Source organism: Salmonella sp. HY31 (assembly GCF_042604575.1).
GTDB lineage: Bacteria > Pseudomonadota > Gammaproteobacteria > Enterobacterales > Enterobacteriaceae > Salmonella > Salmonella diarizonae.
This window is the reverse complement of the sequence record NZ_CP170479.1, coordinates 1,694,577-1,719,115: the sequence shown is the minus strand read 5'-3', so window position 1 is coordinate 1,719,115 and position 24,539 is coordinate 1,694,577. Positions and strand designations below refer to the sequence as shown.

Sequence of the window (24,539 nt, the reverse complement as noted above, 5' to 3'; positions counted from 1 at the left end):
TCAGGCTTCCAGATCGTAATTTTCACCTGCACACAGTGCGCGAATAAACGGTAATTTAAGAAGCAGAGTTTTCATTCCTTCTACATCCAGTCGCTGTGTATTATGGGAGTTATAATCTTCAACAACCGAGATACGACTATCACCCTGTTCTACATATTTCCCGTAATTAAGATCACGCAGATCTGGTGGAACACGGTAATAATCCCCCATATCAATAGCTGCAATCATCTCTTCGCGACTAAGTAAAGCTTCATATAACTTCTCGCCATGGCGAGTACCGATAACATTAACTGGATGACGCTCAACGTTCAAGAGTTCTTTCAGTGCAATTGCTAATGTATCAATCGTAGCAGCAGGGGCCTTCTGTACGAAGATATCACCATTATTACCATGTTCAAATGCATAAAGTACAAGATCAACTGCATCTTCAAGAGTCATCATAAAGCGAGTCATGTTTGGATCGGTAATTGTCAGTGGCCTACCCGCTTTTATGAGATCAACAAATAAAGGAATCACCGAACCACGAGAAGCCATCACGTTGCCATAGCGTGTACCACAGATCACCGTTTTATTACTATTTACGTTACGTGATTTTGCGACCATCACTTTCTCCATCATTGCCTTTGAAATTCCCATGGCATTGATAGGATAAACTGCTTTGTCAGTACTTAAGCAAACAACTCGTTTTACTTCATTAGCGATAGCAGCTTCGAGTACGTTCTCTGTGCCGAGCACATTAGTTTTAACAGCTTCCATTGGATGGAATTCACATGATGGCACCTGCTTAAGCGCCGCTGCATGGTATATAAAATCAACACCACGAGTTGCATTCAAAATGCTACGATAATCTCTGACATCACCGATATAAAACTTTAACTTCTGATTATTATATTTTTTCCGCATATCATCTTGTTTCTTTTCATCGCGAGAGAAAATGCGGATTTCTTTTATATCTGTAGAAAGAAAGCGATTCAATACAGCATTACCAAAAGACCCTGTTCCACCCGTAATCAGCAGTGTTTTATCTTTAAACATCATAAATCCTTTCTATCAAATCTGTTTTTGCATGGACGGTAAATAGATCTGGTCCTTCTGCTCCGCTGTTGGGTAATTGATCAATACAGCACGATATTTACCCTTAAAAACAAATAGGCTGCCAGCAGCCGCACCCACAAGGCCACAGTGAGTAATCAGTTCACTGAGATGCTCGTGCGTGCCTGCACCACCTAAAAAAGTCGTAGGGACATGTAGAGCAGACTTCACTCTCTTCGCGAACTCAAGATCATACCCTTTCATAACACCATCGTTATCAACCGAGTTAATAACTATTTCTCCGGCACCAGCTTTTTCCAGTTCTATAGCAACCCCCAACGGATCTTGCTTATGGCTTCGGATATTATTGATGCTGGTAAGCTCATACCCCTTAGAAAAAAGGCCCTTTTTCTTTCGAACATCCAGTACAACAACAACACTCTGGCGACCAATTGCCTGAGCAAGTTCGGTAATTAATTGAGGATTATCAATTGCCACCGAACTCAATGAAACTTTCTCAACACCTAGCGAAATAATCCGATCGGCTTGCTCGACCGTTTTGATCCCGCCACCATAACACAAAGGCATGCGGCACTCCGCTGCAAGTTTCTTAATCAACGCATAGTCGGGCTCACGCGATGCAGCACTGGCATCAATATCCAGTACCATCAGCTCATCAGCCTCCTTTTCATTAAATATTTTTACTGCATTGATCGGATCGCCTACATACTTTGGCGAACCAAAGCCGACAGTTTTGACCAACCCTCCATTATGGATCAATAAGCAGGGAATAATGCGAGGTCTAAGCATGATTACCAATCTCAGAAAAATTCCTTAACAACGTCAAACCTGTGGAGTGACTCTTTTCAGGATGACACTGGATACCAAAAATGTTCTTTCTCCCAACAATGCAGTCAAATTCAAATCCGTATTCAGCCGTCGCGATAACATCATTTTTATCCGCGCAGTCAAAATAGTATGAGTGTAAAAAATAGAACTTCGGCTCAGCGATGAAATTGCTTGTCAAGACAGAGTCTGTACACGGTTTCACATCGTTCCAGCCCATATGCGGCATTGGAAGTTTCTGGCTCTGCGGGTTAGACGTGAAACTGCGGACTTGACCAGGGATCCAGTTGAGTCCAGCCATTCTTCCCTCCTCACTACCGCTGGCAAGCATTTGCATGCCAACACAGATACCGATAATAGGAATCTTATCAGCGAGTACTAATTGTTCGACACGATCACGTAAACCAGACTGATTAAACTGTGTCATCGCATTATCAAACGCACCAACACCAGGCAGAATCAGATGGGTTGCCCCCTGTAAGGCCTCTGGAGTCGAAACAGCTTCAGCATGAATCCCTAGCAGTTTAAAAATATTAAGAAAAGCCTGAATATTGCCTACACCATAATTAATAAGCTTGATCACCGGAAGAACCTCTTTTCCATACCTAATTTACGCAAAATGTTGGCACCAAGACCAATGAGCCAGCGTTTATTTTTATAATTGCGGTAGGTTTTCTTCGGCTGTTCAAATAGCTGCTGTAACTCTTTAACGGTGATGCCTAATTTATGAGCAACATATTCAAATTCCTGTTCCAGAAAATGTTCACTCATCTCTGGGTGTGCCAATCGTTCAAGTGCAGCCTCACGGGTCATCTGTCCGGTCAATATAAGGCTTGAGAAATGGGCACGCCGCTTATGAAACCCAAAACGTCGTGGAAGCCAGTAGTCTTCGTAAAAACGTGTAAAACGCGACTCATGGTGTTTATGCTGGAAACGTTGCCAGCCAAATTTTTGCTCAAGCTCATTTTCTGCATCCTCCTTATTGAAAGGTACCAGATTGAGCGGATGGTGTACCTTCATACCTAGTATTTTTTGGTAGTATAGTTTGTAAACCATAATATCAATTAACGGAAAAGTTTCTAACTCTCTCGTGCCAAACCGGTTATGAATGTCATTAAACAGTAACTTATCAATACCTAAATAGCCGCCCCACTCTTCTGGTTCTCGACAACATTCGGTAGAAAAATTTGATCCAGTGATGACATGTTTGACTTTATGTTCATGGGCAAATTTATAAAGTGCGGAAAAGAAAGCCGCATCCTGCACCAAATCCTGATCAGGGATACCCGCTTTCAAGAATGAAAGCTGCAGATCTTTCATCTCCTCCCAGTTAACCACTTCTGTATAAAGTTCAAGTTCTAATCCTTCAATTAGTTTTTCAATATTACTCACAGCCTGATCAGTATTCCAACCCGCATCAACATGAAATAACAATGGTCGCAAGCCCATTTTTTCTTTTGCAACATAAGCGGCATAAGAACTATCAAGTCCACCAGAGAGACCAATAATGCAGTCAAAATCTTTATTTTCACCATCTTTCTTAATCGTATCAGTAAGAACTTTCAGGGCTACATCATCTACTTTCCAATTAGGTTTAATATTATATTCATAATTATGGCAATAATCACAGCGACCATCAGAATCGAAATGTATATGTGGATCTGACGAGTCCATTACACAGTGCTTACAAATTTTATATTCAGTAGTAGTCATGACGCCTCAGAGACTCTCTAATTTTACAAATAAAATAAACATAGTCGGAAGAGTTAACTTCCATACACTCATGGATGAAAGTTTTTACCCCGATTTCTTCATACATTAATGCTAACGTAGAATGGTATGAGATAACACATGTGACATTTGGAAAAACATGTACATCATTAATAAAATGCCAGCCAATAGCGGTTGCCTTAGCCGATGATGGTGCTTTAGGATGTGGCTTATAGTAAATTTCAAAATTTTCCGCGGATAAAGAATTATAAATGGCAATATGTAGTTTTTCATATAGAGGGTGTCCAATAAATAAAATATCCCCCTTAATATTAACTGAAACACTAAAACTAGGCTTAATATAGTTAATACAGATAAGTTTATTCTCAGGTGCTATTATATGTTTAAGTAGTAAATCTGCTTCAATATCATCATAAGCAACTAATTCCTTAACTGTTGTAAGTTTATTTGTTACATAACAATGTTGATTACTTTTAACTGTAATCCCTTTAATTGAGCCATGCTGTACAAAACGATAATTAATATTTTTCTTTTTACAAAACTCATTTGCCATTACAGCCCATCTATCAAAGTGTGCGGTACATGTCAGCGTAACAATGTTTAATTTTTCTAAAGCTAAACTAGTGAGTAAACAATCTGGCATAGCATATATCTGTAACTTACTTTTAATTGCATATCTGTAGAGTACATAAATACACACAAATAAATTGAATAAAATATCTTTAAAGGAAACAACTGACTCAACATCTATATATATATCCTGCTCCGAAAAAGAACTTGCACGTTCTTTTTTATACTTCGGCGGGATCAACCATATAAGTGGTGTATTTTCTTTTGTCGACTCTTTAATATATCCAATTGTATTACTCTCTAAGAAAATAACAGCATTTATTTTTCCAAATACATCATTTGAAAAGCCATCACCGAATATTTTATTAAAAAGGTACACCATATGCTTTGCCAGAATATACAAAACACCGACGCCTAAGAACCATACTATCACCAGAATGTAATAACCTAATAGAAAAGTTATCTTTCTTTTTTCCCAGTAGACAATCCATCGTGAAACTTTAGGTATTTTAGGAAAAAACTTTGATCCTCTGTATTCAACTGGCGTGAGGTACATATCAATATCTGATTCATTGCGAATGCATTTTAGACACAAATCTATATATCTCTTCAACACCCTCATTATACTCACATCCGTTTCGATGGAAATTTATACTTCCTGAAAAGGAAGAACATCACTGCAATATAGGGATACATATAAAAATCAGTATGGTTATAAATGCTACCCCGCAAATGTGAAATCATAAATAATGTCATTAGCATTGCCGCAAACCATGCACCCAAATGTTGTTTACTATGAGCTGCTGAATATATCCTTGCAATAAAAAAGAAAAAAGACATTAATATAGGAATTCCAAGATAAAAATAAAAATTAAGATACATGTCAGTTTCAACAGGAAACTGTATTGTTGCTCTTATTTTCCATGCGTCAGGATCGTAGATCGAAGTTAGCCACTGACTCATATCGTAAAATATGATACCGCCATCATTTCCGAAAGGAGTAAGCAATTTATTAAAAGGCATAAAAAATGTTTTATTTAATCCAGGAGATAATTCCTTCAAAGACAGCGCTAAGTTATCAAGCGTGTCAAAGTAATTTAGAGTGTAGGGAACTAGATCATGCCATGTCATCCAAGATATATTGCGAAAATAAAGCCCAAGAAACAGGATCCCGAGAAGAGCTATCCCTAAGATCAAAGTTCCCCTACTATAGAAACGTAATTCCTTTAACCATGGAAGTAACGACATAATTAATAAAAGCGAAATTTGAAACTTACTTCCATGCACAGGGGATGTCAGCAACAACCATAATATAAATAAGCACAAGATCTTTTTTTGACGGGTAACGAAAGCATGGTAGCCACAGAGTGCAGCTAATGCTAATGATGAAAAATGACTACCAACAACATATACCCCTGAACCGCTGCGATTCAGAAAAGCATCACCGGGCGAATGAATCCATTTATCAATTCCGCCAGAATTTGCCACAATCAATATAACAAATAAGGTTGATATTAAAAATAAGAGTAACAGTGTTTTTTTGGATGGTATCCGAACATTTTTACTGCTAATTGTAGAATCTGAAAAATGTCTAAAATCTTTTTTATCATAAAGAAATATTACGCCAATACCAAAAGTAACCGAAAGCAAAATAAAAGAATATGAATAAGATAACTCGTTGTTAATACCCACATAACGCTGAGCAAAAAGTGGAGCTAATAAGAACCATAAGCCATAGTAAACATAAAGGATCGTGAGTGGTGATATTACATATTTAGGGGGATAAAAAATAAACAATACAATATAAAAAATATAAAAAAATATAGAAGTTGGTGCGCCAATGGCATAAGCTGTTGCAATAGAAATAATACCTAATATAACAATGACTATTAAAATAGCAAACCGATAAATCACACATCCCCCTAAATAGCATTTAATATAATAAATAGTCACTGATAATTAAGTTTTCATATCCAAAACCTAACATACGCTTACTCTGCGCAAAGTATTTTTCTTTTGCTAAACAGCATAATACTTTTCCATAGAAGTAAAACAGAAAAGCTTAATATCATGCCTACCATTACCATATATAGCTCCTCTAACATTATCGATATGATTATCGCTCCTATAAAAACTATTAATGACACAACCTGACTTTTAATAATAACCGTATCCTCTCGTAATGCATATAACCCAAGATGAGGGATAAGGCTTAGACAATATATAAGCGTCGAAAATATCAAAAATATAAATAGAGAATAACTTCTATCATAAATTTGGTTATTAAGCCAATGAAGCACAATTAACCCTGACAGCCAACAACAGATACAAAGAAATATACTCATCAAAAAAGTTTTAAGTAAAAATCTTTTAAACGTAATCCAAAATTCTTCATGTTTCTTTTCAGCGGCTAGTTTGCTTAGTTCAGGAAAAGCGAAAGAAATAACAATTGTATCTAAAAATGATTGAACTGCCGATGCCATACTGGCAAAAAATACATAAGCCCCCAACACATCCAAACCACCTATATCTTTAATAGCAAAACGATCAAAGGTAAAGATTCCTCGTATTGCCAGTGCTGCCATTAGCATTGGTAACGACAGCTTCAACCCCTTCTTAATCCATTGCCAGTTGATTCCTTGCCCTTTATATTTATGAGTAAACTGAAAAATATAAATACCGCCGATTATACATGCTGCACCTGAAGCCACCAACCATACAATCAAAACAGTATATACATTTCGCAGCGATGGCATCATAAGCATAATGGCAACGACAACCCAACACCATATCCCCTGACGTAGGAACAGAATAATACTTGCTAATAAGTAATTCCGCCCAGTAATTAACACCCTATTAATTTCCTGCGATACATATTCGACTATAAGCAACGCAATAAACCAAAACTCAGTCCCCACAGGCAAAATACCTAAATAATAGAGGAAATATAGTAAAGGAAGAAACATGATATATACTGAAATGGTCAGTACGATTTGATTTTTCAGCATCCATCCCCATTGCTCTCGCGGATAGGCAATCATTTCACGAGTACTGTAAGTATAAAATTCGAATCCAACAATAAATATCGCATAACCTATTGCAGCACTCAGTAATCCATATAGGCCAACATCTCCCCCAGGAATCAACTTTGCGAGCATAATTACTAGTGCAAATTTGCTGAATAGAGTAGCTGCTCGCAATATGACGGAGAAACAATGAATAAATTTCTTATTTTTCATAAAGAAAAAATATGCCAAATAATTACTTATAAAGAAAAACCGTCATCAACGACTATATTTTGTCCTGTAACATACTTTGCATTATCTGAAAGCAAAAATATAATTGAACCTATAATATCTGATACGGGCAACATTCCCATACCATTAGTATGATGCTTATAAGCCTCGCAAAATACTTCCGGTTGATTATCGAAAATCCCACCTGGACTAACCGCATTAATACGGAAACGGCTATCGTTAACGTAAGCAACAACATACTTATTTAAATGAAGAAGTGCTGATTTGATAGCCGCATATTCTACAGGCATAGTCATCAACGTGTTTTTGTAGATCTCAAACTTCGGCGCAATGACTCCATATATAGATGAGATATTAACAACTGATAGTGGTATCTGATGCTTTCTGAACCAGTTTGCACATTGTTGCGTAAATAGAAATGAACTTCCTAAATGCAAGGCAAGGTTGTCATTAAAGCTTGACATTGTTACATCAAAAAAATGTGCACCATATTTCTTATTTCTGGGATAAGTTGCATTTACCGCGCCATCGATGTGATCCAGACTAGCGAAAAAATTCTTTACTGCGAATTCATTTGTCACATCAAGAGATCGACAGTCAAGCGAACTGTGCCGATAATTAACACCTATACCTTCAAGTTTTGATTTGGCTTGCTCTAGTTTCGAATCAATAGCGATTACCATAGCATTTTGTGCAAGGCATTCCTGCACCAGATGAGAGCCAAGCAGTCCGCCAGCACCCATAATCAATATTTTTTTATTATTTAACATATTACATAGCTATTAGTGAGAATGAAGTAAGATTTCGGCCATATAAAAATCGTAGATATCATCTATATCGACAGCCCGCTCTTTGGGAATAACTATTGATGTTACTTTTCCTGAAAACAGGCCATAATGTTCATTAATAAATTGCGGGGAAGCAACATAGACGACCGTCGTGATATCAAAAATCTCTGGGGCATCCTGTCGACGAACGACATCCCCTGAAGGCTTGATGACAAGTTCAGCTAAACCTGCGTTATTTATTTTGACCATATTAAAATAGGGGCTTCGACTTGAGGGCGTTACTGAAATGCAAATATCAGCCATCATCTCATTCCGCTTGTAAATCGCATCCTCGACATCTTTAACCGCCCGTAGCGGACTGGTAGCAGGAAGGCTAACAAAATTATCAAAATCCCCGTAGCGCTCATTCACCCACTTAATAGCATGTCGCCATGCTAACCATTCCGGACTGCCATCACCTGCAAGCTCTTCAGGCCTGTCAATAACGATAGCACCAGCGTCAAGGGCAGCCTGCTTAATATTTTTATCGTCGGTAGAGACAAACACTTCAGCAATTAATGAGCACATTTTTGCTGTTTCAATTGAGTAATGCAATAGAGGTTTACCTGACAAAATCATAATATTCTTACCCGGTAACCCTTTAGATCCCCCTCGGGCAAAGATGAAAGCAAAATTTTTCATATTAACCAGCAACGTTTTTAATTTTCTCGATTAGTTCAATTGTGGCAACCGCATCATTTACAAGAATACATTGGTGTGGCCGCCCCACTATGAACTGAATAAAATCTCTAAGCATATCCAAATACATCTCATTTTTATCGTAAGCAACATCGCTATAAAGCGTCTCGGTCCCTTCCTCTGTATGTAGTAATACTTGATTGAGTATCAAATCCCACTCAATCCGCCCCTTTGTTCCAATAAAATTGCAATGTCGATATGCTTTACGTTGTAAAAAGTCCAAATGAAGATGGATCACAGCCTGTTGGTTTGTCATCGCAACAACATCAACAAGGTCCTCAACTTCAATGTTCAACGTACCAGAGTTACGGATAATTGCATTATGTATGCGCAACTCTCCCAACATCCACCTTGTATAGTCGAACTCATGACTAAGCTCCAGCAATGCCCCACCACCAAGAAACTTACTTACAGAGACACTGTCTCTATAATCCTTTGTAGCCCGCCAATCTGGTAAATACTGGCCAATACAAATATTGGCATTTAATAATTGACCAGCAAGACCTTTTGCCAAGGCTTGCTGGGTCATGCGGGCAGAAGGCATATAGCGCAGACAATAACCAACAGCAACAGGGGTTTTGTACTTTCTGCTGGCCTCGATCAAACGTTGAGCATCCTCAACTGAAGCAACAATCGGCTTTTCGATTAAGACAGGTATGTTTGCTGCAATAAAAGGGATCGCATGTTCAGCATGCTTAGTTGCTGGCGAAGCAATAATAGCCATATCAACAAGCCCGGTCAGTTGCTCAATCGAACTAGCTATCCTATCACAATCGCTAACAGGATATGTTACGTTTCTTCCTGAAGCCGAAATGGCATATATTAATGCCTGTGGAAATAATAACTTCAGATTTCGGCGATGTCGGGCGGCAATACTTCCTAATCCGATAACAGCAATATTCTTCATGACTATTATAACCCCAGTGAAAAAATATCCGCCTGAGCACGCTTAAAATCATCCATACGCCCAATATCCAGCCAGTATTCATGTATTGGAAACATTAAAACATTGCTATTTTTTTGTATATATTGTTCGAGTAGAGTTGGCATATCGATATGTTGGTTCTTGCCAACACTCTTGAAAATAGCTGGAGAAATGACGTAGATTCCAGCATTAACAAAGAAATGATGAACCGGCTTCTCTTCCATAGATATAATTCTACTACCGTTGCCTTTAATCACACCATACGGGATCTGGTAATCATATTCACGTACACATAATGTAGCATCAGCCTGGCTTTCGTTATGGAATTTCAACAAACACTCAAAATCGACATTTGTAAGAATATCACCATTCATCATAATCAGTGGCAGGTCAGCAGATAACGATTCAGGGAGCAACCCCAAAGCTCCACCTGTGCCCAAAGGTTTATCTTCATGGACATAGTGAATTTGAGCATTGAATGCTTCACCATCACCAAAATAATCACGGATAACTTCTGGCATGTAATGTGTTGAAATATAAAGATTACTGAAGCCAGCTTTAACAAAACTGCGAATAAGTGTTTCCAATATCGGCTTATCACCAATTTTTAACATAGGTTTTGGACAATTGTCGGTTAATGGTCGTAGTCTCGTCCCAAAACCACCTGCCATAATAAAAACGGGATTATCGTATCTTTTATTTTCATTAATAAATTGAAGCGTCTTTAGGCCTATAACCCTTCCATCTTTCACAACAGGAACCGCAGTGATCCCGGTCTCAGACATAATTCTGCTCAATTCTTGGGCGGACATTTCACCGCTAGCTACAACTGGCGATGGATTCATCACCTGTGGAACAAACGCCTGGAGATCAAGGTTGTTTAACAAGCCTCTACGGATATCACCATCAGTGATTACGCCAAGTAACTTCTGTTCTTTATCCACAACTAAAACAATTTTCAGCGCCTCATGGTTAATGACCTCCAGCGCTTCACGTATCGTACTGTCTGGTCCAATAAGCACATTCTGCCATTGATGCGTCATCTTCCACCTTTCATCTGTAACTATTTAATTATAGTTTTCACTGGATAGCATTTTTCCCCTGCCCCCAACGAATTCACCAGGACAGCACCTGCAGCAACAAAAGCGCTCTTATCAAGGTGTATACCAGGAATAATTGTAGCTCCTGCGCCAATAAAGACATTATCTCTGGTTAGAACATCACCACACAAAGTTGCTCCAGGTGCGATGAAGTTGTATGAGCCAATACGACAATCATGTTCAATAACGGCCGCTGTGTTTATAATTGAATGAGAACCGATAATTACGCCTGGCTGAATAATTGCTCGCGTCAGAATCTGTGCTCCGTTATGAATAACGGCAAAATCTGACACAGTCGCATCTTCGGAAATGACAGTCGCGAAACGATATCCTTTGCTGAGGAAATATTCACTGACCTTACGGCGCAGCGAAGATCCCGGAACTACGCCGATGGCATTGACTAATTCAACGTCCTCCGTTGCAAAACGTACAATTTCTTCATCGTCACAAAGGTGAGGGAGATCAGCTATACTCGCTCGCCCTGATATGTCGTCCGGACTGATAATCGCCAGAATATCTCGATGCTGCTTCTTAAGAATGGCTACTAGTACACTGGCGTGCCCCCCGCCACCAATAATAATAAGCGGCTTACTCAAGAATTAAATCTCCAGCTGCATAGCTTTTACTGGATGTTTTACCTAGCAAATTCCAATATTGATAAGGTGACATTCCTTTCCCCGGACGTTTTATTGTTAGATTAATATTATTGAATGCCTCACCTTTAGCAATCGCTTTTGCAGCAACCAGACTTTTACGCGCAATAACTTTATTTTTCACCTCTGATACTGTTGGTGACTTGATGCTGCCTCCTAATGCCATATCAACCTGTCGCACAGCACGTATCATCGCATTCAGTTCATCGGGTTCTAGCGAGGCTTTATGGTCCGGACCGTCCATATTCTTATCAAGCGTAAAGTGTTTTTCAATCACTACCGCGCCGCGGGCAACTGCAGCAACAGGAATAATAATACCTTCACTATGATCAGAATAACCTACGGGTAAACCGAACGCAGAACGTAGTGTATCCATCACTCGAAGATTAATTTCATTAATAGGCGCGGGATATTCAGTTGTACAATGCAGAATAATCACTTTTTCTTTTAATGCTTGTTGGCCTGCGTTTGAGGCATAAGCCTCCTCAAAGGCTTCACGACCGGGTACAGCGTCATCCGCCGCAGTATAGCCAAAGGCAATAACACCAAGTGCGGCTTCAATTTCGGCCAATGTTGCCATACCTGTTGATATAATCATATCGCAGCCAGTTCTGGCATGTTCAAGTACTAATGGCGCATTTGTCAACTCACCGGAAGGTAACTTTAAACGCTTAATACCCAGATCATTAACCAGAAAATTAAGGCTCTCTGAATCAAATGCGGTAGACAAGAATTCGATCCCGAGCTCTTCACAATATTTTACCAGTCCGTGGTGAGTTTCCCATGAGAGCTCTAGCCTACTAAGCATTGCTAACTGTGATTCTTGTTTTTTGGTATTTACCTGTTGGTATTTTGCCTGCTCTGCATCAGCAGTCACTAAATTCTTCGCCTTGAAAGTCTGAAATTTAACAATATCAGCGCCAGCTTTGTACGCTGCTTCAACCAGCTTAAACGCCAATTTTTCATCGCCGTTATGGTTAACCCCTGCTTCAGCAATAATCAGTGTCATATCAAGTCACTCAATATCGTAAAATGTTTTTACAGGAACAAACTCAAGGGACTTAATCATCTTAATGATTCGTGCACTCGCGTCGCCCTGACCGTATGGGTTGTAAACAACTTCCCCCACAGATTTGTACTCACGAGCAAAGGCCTTCTGAATAGTAGTCACTATTGCCTTACTCTGTGCTGGACAATTAAGCACACTTTTTGCAGCCAATCTTCCTTTCTGCCGTTCTCCAATATTGACCGTCGGAACGTCAAAAGCCGGGGCCTCAATAATGCCGCTGGATGAATTACCAATAACAGCTGCGGCATGCTTAATGGCACTTAAATACCGAACCTGTCCTAGAGAGGGGATGGCCAGAACCCTAGAGGCTCGCTGCCTAGCATAGTTTTCTAACATAGGAATAATCTTCCGCCCACCATCGTCCGCATTGGGCCAAGTGAGAATGACCTGATACTTAGGGAACGAATCCAAGGCATCAAGCAACGCCTGGAAACTGGCTTCAGGCGGCTCATTTCCCAAAGTCACCGGATGGTAGGTCACGACAACATATGGTTTTCGAAGGGGAAAATTAAGTGACGATGCCAATTCAGAAATTGTCATAAAAGTGCCACGTCTTATGTAATCGAGCCCAATAGCCCCAACATTTTCTACCCTACACGGCGCTTCACCGAGTTGAATTACTCGCAGGCGATACTCTTCAGTTGAAGTACAATGGAGGTAACTAAGTTTAGTGATAGCATGACGAATCGCATCATCATAGGCCCCTTCGGTAATTTCTCCTCCATGTAAATGCAATATAGGAATACGAAGGATCATCGCTGTTTGTGCAGCGGCCAACGCTTCGAAACGATCGCCTAAAAGCACTAACACATCAGGTTTAAGTCGCGATAACGCATCTGCAAACCCAAGAATACCCAATCCTATACTTTTTGCAGTACCTACAGGAGTATCGGATGACAGCAGAATTTCTATTTTTTCATCAATAACGAAACCATCATCGGCAATCTGCTGCCAAGTAAGACCGAACTCAGGGGAGAGATGCATACCACTAACAAGTAGTTGCAATTTAAGCTCACTATCGCTTTGTATATCTTTCAACAACCAATACAGCAAACCATATTCTGCTCTCGTACCGGTAAAGACAGCGACCTTTTTTATAACTTGCGGTCTCATGACAAAAAAGCACTCGGAGAACTTGGCAAATTAACCAGTCGGCTTTCAATATATTCCGAATGATGTAAATCATCCCGCATTGCTCCACTAAACATTGGCAAGCGGTGCATAAGTTTCCAGATAGGCCTGGCCATAACTTTAGCTGCATTCATATGTGACAGCAGTTCCTGTCTGGCTTCAGGATTTTCACAAATAACAGCATTTAACCAGTAGTTAGATTTACCGTAAGCGGGCTCCTTAACAAACTGGAACTCCGATCCGGCAAAAAATGTTTCGTAACGCATAGCGAGACGGCGTTTTTGTTCAAGGAACAACTCAAGGCGCTCGATCTGTGCGCAACCTAACGCCGCATTTAAATTCGGCATACGATAATTGAAGCCAGGCTCATCATGATAAAACTCATAAGGATGAGGAATTTTCGCTGTAGTCGTGACATGTTTCGCACGAACACCCGCCTCAGGAGTTTTACATAGCACCATGCCACCGCCACCAGTAGTGATAATTTTATTACCATTGAAGCTCAGCGCGCCGTATTCGCCAAGCGTACCTGTATGCTGGTTTTTATACCAAGAACCAAGGCTTTCAGCAGCATCCTCAATCAGCGCAATCTGCCATTTTTGAGAAACGGCGATTATTTCATCCAATTCTACCGGATGACCAAAAGTATGCATCGGGACAATTGCGCGGATTGGTTGACGCGTAACTTTATGTACACACCCACCTTCAATAGGGTCTGCATATTCCGTCAACCAAGCATCTAGTGCCACTGGACATAAACCTAAACTGACAGGAGAAATATCTACAAAAACAGGCTCCGCGCCTAAATGAAACAGTGCATTACAAGTTGCTACAAAGGTTAGCGCCTGAGTAATTACCAGATCATTGCGCTTTACACCTGCGAGATATAATGCAGCACTTAGCGCTGCGGTTCCATTTACTGTCGCTACGGCCTGCGGAGAACCAGTAAATTTTTCTACTTTACGTTCAAAGTCGCCAACAAACTTACCTACACTTGAAACGAACGTACTTTCGATAGTATCAAGAATATAGGCTTTTTCATTTCCATCAAAAACTGGCGCATGAAGTGGAATAAATTCATGAGTGTTATATATGCTGCGGACAAAATCTACAATTGAATCCATTTTCATACCGACATGCCTTTATCACATTTTGCTGTCCAGATACTTCCCGGTTTCTTTGTGACAAAAATCAGGAATCATCTCAAAGAATAATTTAACAATATCATTTTTAGTCCACTCAAGCGCAGTCGTCATGCGAATAATCTCTTGCTCAAAGTGAGCCAGTAGTGACTCATCATAATCAAGTTCATTTTGTATAATACCTAAATTATCAAAGCGATCCATATCGAGAATTTCTGTCGAAGTATAAAATTCCTCGAAATCTTTTTCACCGGTCGTGTCACTGGATGTAAACAGACAAGGCCATTGTCCCCGTGCAGGAAGCGTTTTTGCCAGTTCGCGGGCTTCATCTTCAGTTTGGCATAAATATGACTGATAACCATGCTGTCTGAGGTAGCGTTCAGCAATATCAGCAAAGCTTATTAAATGCAAGCTTTCACTAAGTTTAGGGAAGAATATGTCACGATTCTCACCGAATATGCAGGACATCAGACAAAGCTCACCCGACTCCTGAGGAGTAACGAAATAACGCTTGATATCATTAGGCGCAACAAGAGGTTGCTGTTTATTCAGACGTTGTTCGAAACCATGCAGTAAGGAGCCATCAGAAAAAGCAACATTAGCAAAGCGAGCCGTAGAAATGTTTATTTTTTCACTATTTCTCATTAAAAACATTTCCATTATGCGTTTTGATGCTCCCATCATATTTACTGGGTTAGCTGCTTTATCAGTCGAAACACAAAAATACTTTTTTGTACCCAACGCGAACGATTGCTCAATAGTTTTATTAGTATTAAGGATATTAACTTCAATCATTCGCATCAACGTAAAGGGATCTTTTTCACTGCGTACATGTTTCAATGCAGATAAATTAAGCACATAATCATACTGTCCATCAGCTTTAATAAAGGCATCGTATTCTAATGAGCCAATATCAAGTGCGAACGTCTGAAAATCACCCAAAATATAACCAAACTGGCTGCGAATATCTCGCACTAGCTCGACCATGTTATTTTCGCTAATATCTACAACATGTAATTTCTTGGGATTACGTTTAAAAATTTCTTTAGTGACGGCTTGGCCAATTGATCCAGCCCCCCCTAATACTAAAAAAGATGATTCAGAAACGATGTCGGTCAATTTATTTTCATGTTTGGCAAGATCTCCAGTAAACAATGCCTTGTTGCGACCAATGAGAGATAAAATATTGTTCATGTCATGACTCTTCATTTAATTACGTGCAGATCTGAATCAATTGAGGCGAAGCTATAATAGCATTAGTGAAAATACTTGTGGATGCGACCAAGCACGCTACCGCCCCTGGCTTAAAAGCTACCAGTGCACTATACGTTCATATTCATTGAGTACTCTCTAAAAAGGACTCAAATCTGGTTGTTAATTGTCTTACCAAATGATATCAGAAACAAGAAAAACATTACGTTTTGGCGACTTTTAATCTCTTGTTTTTTAAGAAAAACTACAAGATATAGCAGCAGTGAACTCCATAATCGCTCTCTTTGTAACGTTCAAAGATGATCACTGCCGTCTTTTGATAATTATCAAACTATAGATAATGGCTTATTTATCAAGCATCTGCTCTATGCTTTTACGGAACTTCGCCCCTTCTTTCAGGTTACGCAGCCCGTATTTCACAAATGCCTGCATGTAGCCCATTTTTTTACCGCAGTCATAGCTGTCGCCCGTCATTAGCATCGCGTCAACCGACTGTTTTTTCGCCAGTTCAGCAATGGCATCCGTGAGCTGGATACGGCCCCAGGCGCCCGGTTCGGTTCTTTCCAGTTCCGCCCAGATGTCGGCTGAAAGCACATAACGGCCTACCGCCATCAAATCGGAGTCCAGCGTCTGCGGCTGATCCGGTTTTTCGATAAATTCCACAATCCGGCTGACTTTGCCTTCATTATCCAGAGGTTCTTTCGTCTGGATAACAGAATACTCCGATAAATCACCTTTCATGCGCTTCGCCAGCACCTGACTGCGGCCCGTTTCATTGAAACGCGCCACCATCGCCGCAAGGTTATAGCGTAGCGGATCGGCAGTAGCATCATCAATAATAATATCCGGGAGTACCACAATGAAAGGGTTATCGCCCACTACCGGACGCGCGCACAGAATAGAGTGCCCCAGCCCTAACGGCTGCGCCTGGCGAACGTTCATGATAGTCACGCCCGGTGGGCAGATAGATTGTACTTCCGCCAGAAGCTGGCGCTTAACGCGCTGCTCAAGAAGTGATTCAAGTTCATAAGAGGTGTCGAAGTGGTTCTCAACGGCGTTTTTAGACGCGTGAGTCACCAGCACGATTTCTTTGATCCCTGCAGCCACAATCTCATCGACAATGTACTGAATCATCGGTTTGTCGACGATCGGTAGCATCTCTTTTGGGATTGCCTTGGTGGCAGGCAACATGTGCATACCCAACCCCGCTACCGGTATAACTGCTTTCAAATTCATCATTGTTTCATCCACCTGTAAAATGGTTGCTGAATTATAGCTCTTTAGTTTGTTTTCGCCAGCATGAATTACTCTGCTGCCAGGATAATGATGGCACGCCCTGCATTACGTCTTAGTCGGCACCATAACATTAAGTATGAACAACTTTTTCCCAGGAATTTTCGTAAAAATAGCGGCGTTTACCATCCCCGCTTCGGCAGCGGAAAATTCACTGCTTCAACATTCACGGTTTGGTGATTAATCCTGTCGATGTCCACGGAACTCTGCCCGTTTTCATTGATGGCATGAACATTAGCGAGGGAAAGCAGCGTGTCCTGGCGGGCCATAAATTGCCCGCGGACATCTTTACGCAAATCGAAGTGTATTTTTAACGCCGGGCCAATCGCTGAGGTTTGCATCACGTTGATATTACGCAGAAACAGGTGCTGCGGTTGATTATGCAGTTCCAGCGTAGCACGCGTCATCCGTACGTTGGTGATGGCGACAAAAGAGGGGGAATTACCGGAGGAGATTTGAATGCCGCGTAATTTATAAGCAACCTGACGATTATCCAACCGAATGGTGTTTAATTTAAAGTTTTGCGGAATTGACAGGTATTTTCCTTTAACGACGCCATAGCCGATGAGCATCCCGGCACTATTCGTCATATCAATATTATCAATAATGAAATTATCACAGCCATAAATTGCGATCGTTGCGTTATCGATCCCCGCATTTTTACTGAAATCGGGCGTGATATTTTTGGCTTTTACGTTGCGAATGACAAAATGTTTGCCATTTTCTACGTGCACCAGTTGTCGGCAATCAGATCCGGTAATATTGGCCACCACAAAGTTTTTTACCGCCTGGTCTTCAGGATAACTATTGTCATAGGTGCTGCCCGCCAGTCCGATGCCGATCCCCCAGTTGATTTTGCCATTGGTACAATCAATGCGTTCGATGATGTGATCGGAAATCAGGATGTTGCGGTCGTTAATCGCGACATTCCACTCAATGGCGTCTCCCTGTAAATCGCTAAAACGGCTATGCGTAATCCGCGCTCCGTCCATTTGGTTATGAAATCCCTGGCGAAGAATGGCGTAGTTGGCGTGGGTAACGGTGATGTCATCGATAATCAGATTACGCATCACCTGCGGTTCCTTACCGCCAATGAAAATTTGCGCGACGGGACCAAAGCCGCTCATCGTCACGCCTTTAATCACACAGTCCGACCCGCGAATATCCAGCGTCACATTGTGCAGACTGCCGCCCTGCTCTCCCACCACCTGACACCCGTCCTGCAAAATAAACCGTCCCCGGCCATTCCCACGCACAGCGCCCTGTACCCGCAGCGTTTTTCCCGCCGGAATCGTTATCGCCGCATTGATATTTTCACACACCCATCCTGGCGGCACGACCACGGTCTGTCCGTCGGCGAAGGCCTGTTTGAACGAGGCGATACCATCCACCGCCGGATAATCCTTAATATCGACGGTCTGGCGAGGTTCACGCGCCTGTACCGGCAAGGCGCGCAGAAAAGGAATAACAGCAAGCGCGGAACCTGCCGTCAGGAGGGTACGTCGGGAGAATTTATTCGCGGGCATACAACCTCGTTTACATCGTTTGTAGCAGGCTGGCTAACTGGCGATTAATCACCTGCTGGTTAAAATCTTGCGCCACTTTTTCACGGGCGCGCGTGATCACCGGCTCCAGCGTGTCGTGGTCAATCCGGCTGAACTCAGCGAGCCGGGCCGCCAACGCCTGCGCATCGTTTTCCGGCACCAGCCAGCCGGATTTTCCGGCCTCCACCAGTTCCGGAATACCGCTATGCACGGTAGACACCACGGGGATCCCCACCGCCATCGCCTCCATCAGCGCCACCGGAATACCTTCCATATCGCCATCCGTACCGGTAATCGACGGCAGCAAAAAAACGTCGGCGTCAACCAGCATCGCCTTCACTTCATGGCTCGGTTTAAAACCTGGCATCTCAATGACATCCTCTAACTGATACTGCTCGATGAGCGTACGCAGCCGACGTTCCCACGGGCCAATGCCCAGAATGCGGTAGCGAAACGCCACGCCCTGCGCTTTCAGTTGCCGACAGGCTTCAATCGCCACATGCAGGCCTTTTTTCTCGGTCAGGCGCGCGACGGAAATCATCTCCAGCGGTATCCCTGGCGCTTTCACCGGACGATGGGTAAAACGCGTCATGTCGACGCCCATGCGCGAAACGGCAATCTTCTCCGGCGGGCAGCCCATACTTTTCAGGCGACCGGCCCACAGATCGCTGATGGGCAGCATCAGATCGCCACGACGAAACAACTGCTGATACTCCGGCGTGTAATGGCTGAGCACCTCGCGACTGGAAATATCAATCCCGTGGAAAATAGTCGCGATTTTGCCGCGAAGTACGCCCAGTTCGCGTAATTTGGCCGCCGTCACGCCCGCCGGACCAAAGTGAGCGATGAACACATCTGCCACAAGAGGCTGCCCCACCTGCGCGCAAATCGCGGAAAGGATCAAATTGCGTGATTCATCGCCATAGCGGGTAAAATTGAGCGCTTTCCAGGTGGCCGCCCGATGCAGCCCCGGCAGCGTTTTACATACCCGGTAGCACAGTTTCGCCAGCCGTCCCTGGGGCTCATCCTGTAACCAGCGGGTTTTCGCCGCCAGACCATACTTCTCCCAGGCGGCGTGAGTATGTTGGGTATCGCCTTTTTGTAACGCGACAATCTTCACCTCATGCCCCATATCAATAAACGCAGTAATCTGATTCAGCACAAAGGTTTCCGATGAGAGTGGAAATTTCAGCAGAAAAAAGCTGACTTTCATTGCTCCTCCCGAATTCTGTCGAGAACGGATTTGATCATCGTGAACCCTTTCGCCCGCTCCTCGGTGACGGCGTTAGCCACTTTTGCCTTTAGCGCAGGCAATTGATTGAGCGTATCGGCCACTACGCTTTGTAATGAACCGTTCAGCAAGTGACGGATATCGATAGCCAATTCCGCCAGGCCTAGCTGCTGCATAATGCCGGCGGATTTATGTTCATAATTAATGGCGATAGCGGGCGTGCCAAAATTCATGGAGATAATGGCGGAATGCAGGCGCGTCCCGATGGTAAGTACGCAGGATGCGAGGACCTTTCCGATTTCCACGTCATTGAGTTCGTCCATCGCGATATGGAAATGCTCTGAGCCGTTCACATACTTCGCCATCCGCAACGCAACCATCCGGTCATCGCGGTTATAGCGATCGATACTGGTGCAGGTCGACAGCACCAGTACCTGATAACCGTCCACAATCAGGCGATTCACGACCTGGGCAAATGCCTGCTCATAGGCCTGCTGAGTGGTTCCCAGGCGTTTATCAAACGGTTCCAGATCGCGCAACGTAATCGCGACGGTTTTGCGGCGCGCGGTGACGTCCAGCCAGTGCTGCACGGCATAACTGGCGACAAACTCGTCGTGACGGCGTTCGACTAACCAGGCGGTATCCACCCCCTGCTCCACTTTTCGGGTATCGATCTGCGCGGCGGTCATCAAATCGCGGCTGACGGTTTCACGCAGGATCAGCGCACTGGTGCGCCCAAAAACATAATTGGCGAGCTGGTTAAAGTCGGGGTTCTGGAAAGGGCCGACGCTATGCCCCACCATATAAATTGGTTTGTTCGCCATAAACGCGCACAGCGGATATTCAAAGTGAGTCAAACCGTATAAGTCGACATAGTTTGAACCGCCCACCTGAATGACGGCGTCATACTGCGCAATAAATTGCGCGAATTCGGCAAATTCCGGCGCGATAGCAAAATTACGCAGCGATCCTTCCTGGGCGACTTTAGACAATAAAATTTTGTGCTGAAAACGACGGCGTAATACTTTTTTCACCCGACCATTAAGTCCAGCCGCCGCCTGCTGTTTCTGGCTTAATTGATACAGCGGGTCGGCAATAATCGGACGCCCCTGCAACCAGGCGGAACTCACCGGGAAACGGCTCATCACATCCATCTCCGCCTCTGGCGCCTGTTGACGGATGGCATCAAGCAAACCGCGCATAATGGCGCTATCACCACGGTTGCCGCATGTGTGGTTGCCTAAAACTAATAATTTCATAAATAGCCTCTTATATCCCCGTCATCCGACACGTAATAACTTTTTCATTTTTGCACTGCCAAAAAGCTGTTTTTTAATTTCCATCACCAGCGCATTGCGTGAAAAAATAATCATTAAAATAAAACTCAAAATACCGATCATAACCTGTAGCGCGAATACCCCTGACAGCGGTAAATAACCGTCGACCAGCTTTCCTGCGCCGTAGCTGGTAATAAATGTTGGCAAGGAGAGATAAAACGGCAGCCACAGGCTGAGAATATACTGACGATAGCTGGAACCGAGTACCGGCTTAATCATCACGAAGTAGCTCAGAATGGTGTTGATGATTTGCACCACCAGGAACCCCAGCGTCACGCCAATCGCCCCCGCCAGATGGCCGCCAATAAAAATCGCCGGGATAAACAGAAACGTTTTAAAAACGTTGAACTTAAAGCTGATATCCACGCGCGCTTTCGCCATCAGCAGCGAACCAATCGGGTTGCCAACCGAGCGCAGCAGCCCCACCACGCACAGCAGTTGCAGGATCGGGATAATGCTGCGCCACTTCTCGCCAAACACCAGCGGCACAAAATTATTGGCGACCACCATCAGGCCCAGCAGCGCGGGAAAATTGATAATTCCCACCACGGAAAGCAGCTTGTAGAAGTTGACGCGCAGCTTTTCGGTATCGTCCTGAATTTTGGCGAATGCCGGAAACAGCACGCGGGTAATGATCGGGTTAAGCTTCATCGGCGGCACAACCGCCACGTTGTACGCGAGGTTATATCCCCCGGCAACGCCTGCGCCGAGAATTCGTGCCAGCACCAGCGTCGATAAATTCGTGTTGATGTAATTGACGATACTGTCCGCCGTCAGCCACGCGCCAAAACGCAGGTTCGTGGACACCGATACCAGCGAAAAATGCAGCCCCGGACGGTAAATCTTGCGGCCAAAGTAACCGAACAGCAGCGTTCGCACCGCGCTGTTCACCAGATAGCCGAGAATCGCGGTTAACGCCAGCGGCCAGTAATGGGCGCTAATCACCGTAAAGGTGAATCCCGCCAGCACGGAGGTCGTTTCGATCATGCCGATCTTATTGAACTCCAGCTCTTTTTGCATCAGCGCGCGGAACTGCTGCCCGTGGGGGATCACGATAAACGCCAGCGACAACGTTTTGATTAACGGCGCAAGATCCGGGTTATGCAAAACATGGGCAATCGCATCACTCAGCCAAAAAACCACCGCAAATACCACAATCCCAAGCCCAACGTTTAGCCAGTAGAGCGTGGTCAGCTCCAGATGCCCAATCGTTTTACGCTGGATAATCGAGTTCGCGATACCAAAGTCTGAGATCGTGTCGGCCAGCGCGATAATCACCAGCGAGACGGTCAACAGGCCAAACTGGTGGTTATCAATGATCCGCGCCAGCACCGTCATCTGAATCACCCCCAGACCGATAATCACTATCGTGGCGATAGCCGACCATTTCGCGCCGCTGATCGTTTTTTGTCGTAAGTTCATTCTTTTCTCCAGAACCTGTTCACAAGGCGTCATTGGCGCAGCCTGATTGAGCACTGCCCAGGTGCAATATGGCAAGTAAAATAGCCTGATGGGTCAGGTTCTTAATACGCTGCTTTATTCACAAACCCTTTGAAAATAGTCAGAAACACGATTTTGATATCGAACCAGATACTCCATTCGCGGATGTATTCCAGGTCGAATTCCACGCGTTTTTCCATTTTCTCCAGCGTATCGGTCTCACCGCGCCAGCCATTAATTTGCGCCCAGCCGGTGATGCCCGGCTTCATCTTGTGACGCAACATGTAACCTTCAATCAACTGACGATACTGTTCGTTATGCGCCACCGCGTGAGGGCGTGGACCGACGATGGACATCCCGCCAGTTAATACGTTGATAAACTGCGGCAATTCATCCAGCGAGGTACGACGCAAAAAGTTACCTACCCGGGTGACGCGCGGATCGTTTTGCGTCGCCTGGGTAACGACCTTATCGTTCTCCATCACCTTCATTGAGCGGAACTTCCAGACCTTGATCGGCTTGCCGTCCATCCCGTAGCGCGTCTGACGGAAAATCACCGGTCCGGGCGAGCTCAGTTTGACCGCCAGCGCAATGCAGCACAGTACCGGTGAAATGAGCAGCAGAATCAGCGACGCCAGCACGATATCCTCTGCCCGTTTAAGCAGACGGTTAATCCCTGACAGCGGCGTGTCATACAGCGGAACGACCGGAACGCCGCTCATCTCCTCCACGCGCGAGTGAAGAATAGTAAAGGTGAACACATCGGGAATAAGGATCACCGAGCAGGTGGTGTCGGCCAGCTCGCGCACCAGTTTTTTCACCATGGCGCCGTCGCTCATCGACATAGCGATATAAACATTGTGAATCTGCGAACCTTTCGCATCGTCAATTAACTGCTCGAAGTTTCCAGCCCAATCAGCAGAGACGCCACCCGGTTTGGGATCGTGATAGACGCCCACCACCTCAAAGCCCAGCCACGGCTCATTACGGAAGCTATCCAGCAGCGCCTGACCCGCAGGCAAATCTCCGGCGACGGCGACCCGGCGAGTGTTATAACCACGATTGCGTAGCCAACCCGCGCCGAAACGGATAAATGAACGGCATAACACTAAGCCCAGACTGGACAGCGCATACCAGGCCAGCCAGGTGACGAGGCGGTTGTCGAAGTCGTTATTAAACGCCAGCAGACCGGCGCTGAAGATCAGGCTCAGCGTCCAGTTTTGCAGTAACAGCGTTAACTCTGTCGATATTTTGACGCCGCGCCAGGAGCGATAAAAATCGGTCATCCCGCCCAGCATTTGAAAAACAACCAGCGTAATCAGCGCCACCAACAGGTGCATGTACAGGAATGGCAGTCCACTGACTTCACAGATGAACCACAGCCCGCCAAACATAATGGTGATATCTGAAAAGCGTTGCACCATAGAGATTAACGATGCATTGGTTTTGGCTCGTTCACGCTTTTTTAGATTTGTCATCGTTGTTCCTGTGATTGGCCCC

At 43.7% G+C, this 24,539-nt stretch carries 22 protein-coding genes; all 22 read right to left on the bottom strand.

Going from position 1 to position 24,539, the window contains the following annotated elements; genetic code table 11:
* Positions 1-1,035 (bottom strand): UDP-N-acetylglucosamine 4,6-dehydratase/5-epimerase, encoded by a 1,035-nt coding sequence (gene fnlA / locus ACE15A_RS07920; RefSeq protein WP_053510350.1) that lies wholly within the window; start codon positions 1,033-1,035, stop codon positions 1-3.
* A 15-nt stretch (positions 1,036-1,050) separates the two neighbouring features.
* A complete protein-coding gene (locus ACE15A_RS07915; protein ID WP_053510353.1) occupies positions 1,051-1,842 on the bottom strand; it encodes an AglZ/HisF2 family acetamidino modification protein in 792 nt (263 codons plus the stop codon).
* Complete coding sequence (gene hisH / locus ACE15A_RS07910) at positions 1,835-2,461, bottom strand: imidazole glycerol phosphate synthase subunit HisH (RefSeq protein ID WP_053510355.1); 627 nt, start codon at positions 2,459-2,461, stop codon at positions 1,835-1,837. The genes ACE15A_RS07915 and hisH overlap by 8 nt, the downstream gene beginning before the upstream one ends.
* Positions 2,458-3,591 (bottom strand): N-acetyl sugar amidotransferase, encoded by a 1,134-nt coding sequence (locus ACE15A_RS07905; RefSeq protein ID WP_053510357.1) that lies wholly within the window; start codon positions 3,589-3,591, stop codon positions 2,458-2,460. Before ACE15A_RS07905 ends, hisH begins: the two co-directional genes overlap by 4 nt.
* Positions 3,578-4,735: a hypothetical protein gene (locus ACE15A_RS07900; RefSeq protein WP_129382395.1), complete on the bottom strand. Its 1,158-nt coding sequence runs from the start codon at positions 4,733-4,735 to the stop codon at positions 3,578-3,580. Before ACE15A_RS07900 ends, ACE15A_RS07905 begins: the two co-directional genes overlap by 14 nt.
* 71 nt (positions 4,736-4,806) lie before the next feature.
* Positions 4,807-6,093: a polymerase gene (locus ACE15A_RS07895; RefSeq protein WP_129382394.1), complete on the bottom strand. Its 1,287-nt coding sequence runs from the start codon at positions 6,091-6,093 to the stop codon at positions 4,807-4,809.
* A gap of 77 nt (positions 6,094-6,170) precedes the next feature.
* On the bottom strand, positions 6,171-7,418 hold the full coding sequence (locus ACE15A_RS07890) for a lipopolysaccharide biosynthesis protein (protein WP_053510364.1): 1,248 nt from the start codon (positions 7,416-7,418) through the stop codon (positions 6,171-6,173).
* Positions 7,419-7,444: 26 nt separating this feature from the next.
* Positions 7,445-8,206 carry an oxidoreductase gene (locus ACE15A_RS07885; protein WP_053510366.1) on the bottom strand — a complete coding sequence of 254 codons (762 nt, stop codon included), beginning with the start codon at positions 8,204-8,206 and terminating at the stop codon, positions 7,445-7,447.
* Between the two features lie 12 nt (positions 8,207-8,218).
* Positions 8,219-8,905, bottom strand: coding sequence for a cytidylyltransferase domain-containing protein (locus ACE15A_RS07880; protein WP_053510368.1), 687 nt, complete (start codon positions 8,903-8,905; stop codon positions 8,219-8,221).
* Position 8,906: 1 nt separating this feature from the next.
* Entirely contained in the window at positions 8,907-9,869 is a 963-nt protein-coding gene (locus ACE15A_RS07875) for a Gfo/Idh/MocA family protein (RefSeq protein ID WP_053510370.1), read from the bottom strand.
* 5 nt (positions 9,870-9,874) lie between these two features.
* Entirely contained in the window at positions 9,875-10,930 is a 1,056-nt protein-coding gene (locus tag ACE15A_RS07870; protein ID WP_053510371.1) for a nucleotidyltransferase family protein, read from the bottom strand.
* A gap of 20 nt (positions 10,931-10,950) precedes the next feature.
* Positions 10,951-11,583 (bottom strand): acetyltransferase, encoded by a 633-nt coding sequence (locus ACE15A_RS07865; RefSeq protein ID WP_053510373.1) that lies wholly within the window; start codon positions 11,581-11,583, stop codon positions 10,951-10,953.
* Complete coding sequence (neuB, locus tag ACE15A_RS07860) at positions 11,576-12,649, bottom strand: N-acetylneuraminate synthase (protein ID WP_053510375.1); 1,074 nt, start codon at positions 12,647-12,649, stop codon at positions 11,576-11,578. The genes ACE15A_RS07865 and neuB overlap by 8 nt, the downstream gene beginning before the upstream one ends.
* Before the next feature lie 6 nt (positions 12,650-12,655).
* Positions 12,656-13,822 carry a UDP-N-acetylglucosamine 2-epimerase gene (gene neuC / locus ACE15A_RS07855; protein ID WP_053510377.1) on the bottom strand — a complete coding sequence of 389 codons (1,167 nt, stop codon included), beginning with the start codon at positions 13,820-13,822 and terminating at the stop codon, positions 12,656-12,658.
* Positions 13,819-14,970 carry a LegC family aminotransferase gene (locus tag ACE15A_RS07850; RefSeq protein WP_053510379.1) on the bottom strand — a complete coding sequence of 384 codons (1,152 nt, stop codon included), beginning with the start codon at positions 14,968-14,970 and terminating at the stop codon, positions 13,819-13,821. Before ACE15A_RS07850 ends, neuC begins: the two co-directional genes overlap by 4 nt.
* 15 nt (positions 14,971-14,985) lie before the next feature.
* Positions 14,986-16,176, bottom strand: a complete 1,191-nt coding sequence (locus ACE15A_RS07845) for a UDP-N-acetylglucosamine 4,6-dehydratase (RefSeq protein ID WP_053510381.1) — start codon at positions 16,174-16,176, stop codon at positions 14,986-14,988.
* A gap of 363 nt (positions 16,177-16,539) precedes the next feature.
* Complete coding sequence (gene galF, locus ACE15A_RS07840) at positions 16,540-17,433, bottom strand: GalU regulator GalF (RefSeq protein WP_053510383.1); 894 nt, start codon at positions 17,431-17,433, stop codon at positions 16,540-16,542.
* Between the two features lie 176 nt (positions 17,434-17,609).
* Entirely contained in the window at positions 17,610-19,013 is a 1,404-nt protein-coding gene (wcaM, locus tag ACE15A_RS07835; RefSeq protein WP_053510385.1) for a colanic acid biosynthesis protein WcaM, read from the bottom strand.
* A 10-nt stretch (positions 19,014-19,023) separates the two neighbouring features.
* The gene (gene wcaL / locus ACE15A_RS07830; RefSeq protein WP_053510387.1) at positions 19,024-20,244 is read right to left on the bottom strand and encodes a colanic acid biosynthesis glycosyltransferase WcaL; all 1,221 of its coding nucleotides are present in this window, start codon (positions 20,242-20,244) and stop codon (positions 19,024-19,026) included.
* On the bottom strand, positions 20,241-21,521 hold the full coding sequence (gene wcaK / locus ACE15A_RS07825) for a colanic acid biosynthesis pyruvyl transferase WcaK (protein WP_053510389.1): 1,281 nt from the start codon (positions 21,519-21,521) through the stop codon (positions 20,241-20,243). Before wcaK ends, wcaL begins: the two co-directional genes overlap by 4 nt.
* A 21-nt stretch (positions 21,522-21,542) precedes the next feature.
* Positions 21,543-23,021: a colanic acid undecaprenyl disphosphate flippase WzxC gene (gene wzxC / locus ACE15A_RS07820; protein WP_129382393.1), complete on the bottom strand. Its 1,479-nt coding sequence runs from the start codon at positions 23,019-23,021 to the stop codon at positions 21,543-21,545.
* 101 nt (positions 23,022-23,122) lie between these two features.
* Positions 23,123-24,517 carry an undecaprenyl-phosphate glucose phosphotransferase gene (gene wcaJ / locus ACE15A_RS07815; RefSeq protein WP_023247763.1) on the bottom strand — a complete coding sequence of 465 codons (1,395 nt, stop codon included), beginning with the start codon at positions 24,515-24,517 and terminating at the stop codon, positions 23,123-23,125.
* Positions 24,518-24,539: the final 22 nt, after the last annotated feature.

What these genes read in the sequence shown, in the direction of transcription:
- fnlA (WP_053510350.1), bottom strand. Translation starts at nt 1,035, where the DNA reads ATGTTTAAAGATAAAACACTGCTGATTACGGGTGGAACAGGGTCTTTT.
- ACE15A_RS07915 (WP_053510353.1), bottom strand. Translation starts at nt 1,842, where the DNA reads ATGCTTAGACCTCGCATTATTCCCTGCTTATTGATCCATAATGGAGGG.
- ACE15A_RS07905 (WP_053510357.1), bottom strand. Translation starts at nt 3,591, where the DNA reads ATGACTACTACTGAATATAAAATTTGTAAGCACTGTGTAATGGACTCG.
- ACE15A_RS07900 (WP_129382395.1), bottom strand. Translation starts at nt 4,735, where the DNA reads ATGTACCTCACGCCAGTTGAATACAGAGGATCAAAGTTTTTTCCTAAA.
- ACE15A_RS07890 (WP_053510364.1), bottom strand. Translation starts at nt 7,418, where the DNA reads ATGAAAAATAAGAAATTTATTCATTGTTTCTCCGTCATATTGCGAGCA.
- ACE15A_RS07885 (WP_053510366.1), bottom strand. Translation starts at nt 8,206, where the DNA reads ATGTTAAATAATAAAAAAATATTGATTATGGGTGCTGGCGGACTGCTT.
- ACE15A_RS07880 (WP_053510368.1), bottom strand. Translation starts at nt 8,905, where the DNA reads ATGAAAAATTTTGCTTTCATCTTTGCCCGAGGGGGATCTAAAGGGTTA.
- ACE15A_RS07875 (WP_053510370.1), bottom strand. Translation starts at nt 9,869, where the DNA reads ATGAAGAATATTGCTGTTATCGGATTAGGAAGTATTGCCGCCCGACAT.
- ACE15A_RS07870 (WP_053510371.1), bottom strand. Translation starts at nt 10,930, where the DNA reads ATGACGCATCAATGGCAGAATGTGCTTATTGGACCAGACAGTACGATA.
- neuB (WP_053510375.1), bottom strand. Translation starts at nt 12,649, where the DNA reads ATGACACTGATTATTGCTGAAGCAGGGGTTAACCATAACGGCGATGAA.
- neuC (WP_053510377.1), bottom strand. Translation starts at nt 13,822, where the DNA reads ATGAGACCGCAAGTTATAAAAAAGGTCGCTGTCTTTACCGGTACGAGA.
- ACE15A_RS07850 (WP_053510379.1), bottom strand. Translation starts at nt 14,970, where the DNA reads ATGAAAATGGATTCAATTGTAGATTTTGTCCGCAGCATATATAACACT.
- ACE15A_RS07845 (WP_053510381.1), bottom strand. Translation starts at nt 16,176, where the DNA reads ATGAACAATATTTTATCTCTCATTGGTCGCAACAAGGCATTGTTTACT.
- galF (WP_053510383.1), bottom strand. Translation starts at nt 17,433, where the DNA reads ATGATGAATTTGAAAGCAGTTATACCGGTAGCGGGGTTGGGTATGCAC.
- wcaM (WP_053510385.1), bottom strand. Translation starts at nt 19,013, where the DNA reads ATGCCCGCGAATAAATTCTCCCGACGTACCCTCCTGACGGCAGGTTCC.
- wcaL (WP_053510387.1), bottom strand. Translation starts at nt 20,244, where the DNA reads ATGAAAGTCAGCTTTTTTCTGCTGAAATTTCCACTCTCATCGGAAACC.
- wcaK (WP_053510389.1), bottom strand. Translation starts at nt 21,521, where the DNA reads ATGAAATTATTAGTTTTAGGCAACCACACATGCGGCAACCGTGGTGAT.
- wzxC (WP_129382393.1), bottom strand. Translation starts at nt 23,021, where the DNA reads ATGAACTTACGACAAAAAACGATCAGCGGCGCGAAATGGTCGGCTATC.
- wcaJ (WP_023247763.1), bottom strand. Translation starts at nt 24,517, where the DNA reads ATGACAAATCTAAAAAAGCGTGAACGAGCCAAAACCAATGCATCGTTA.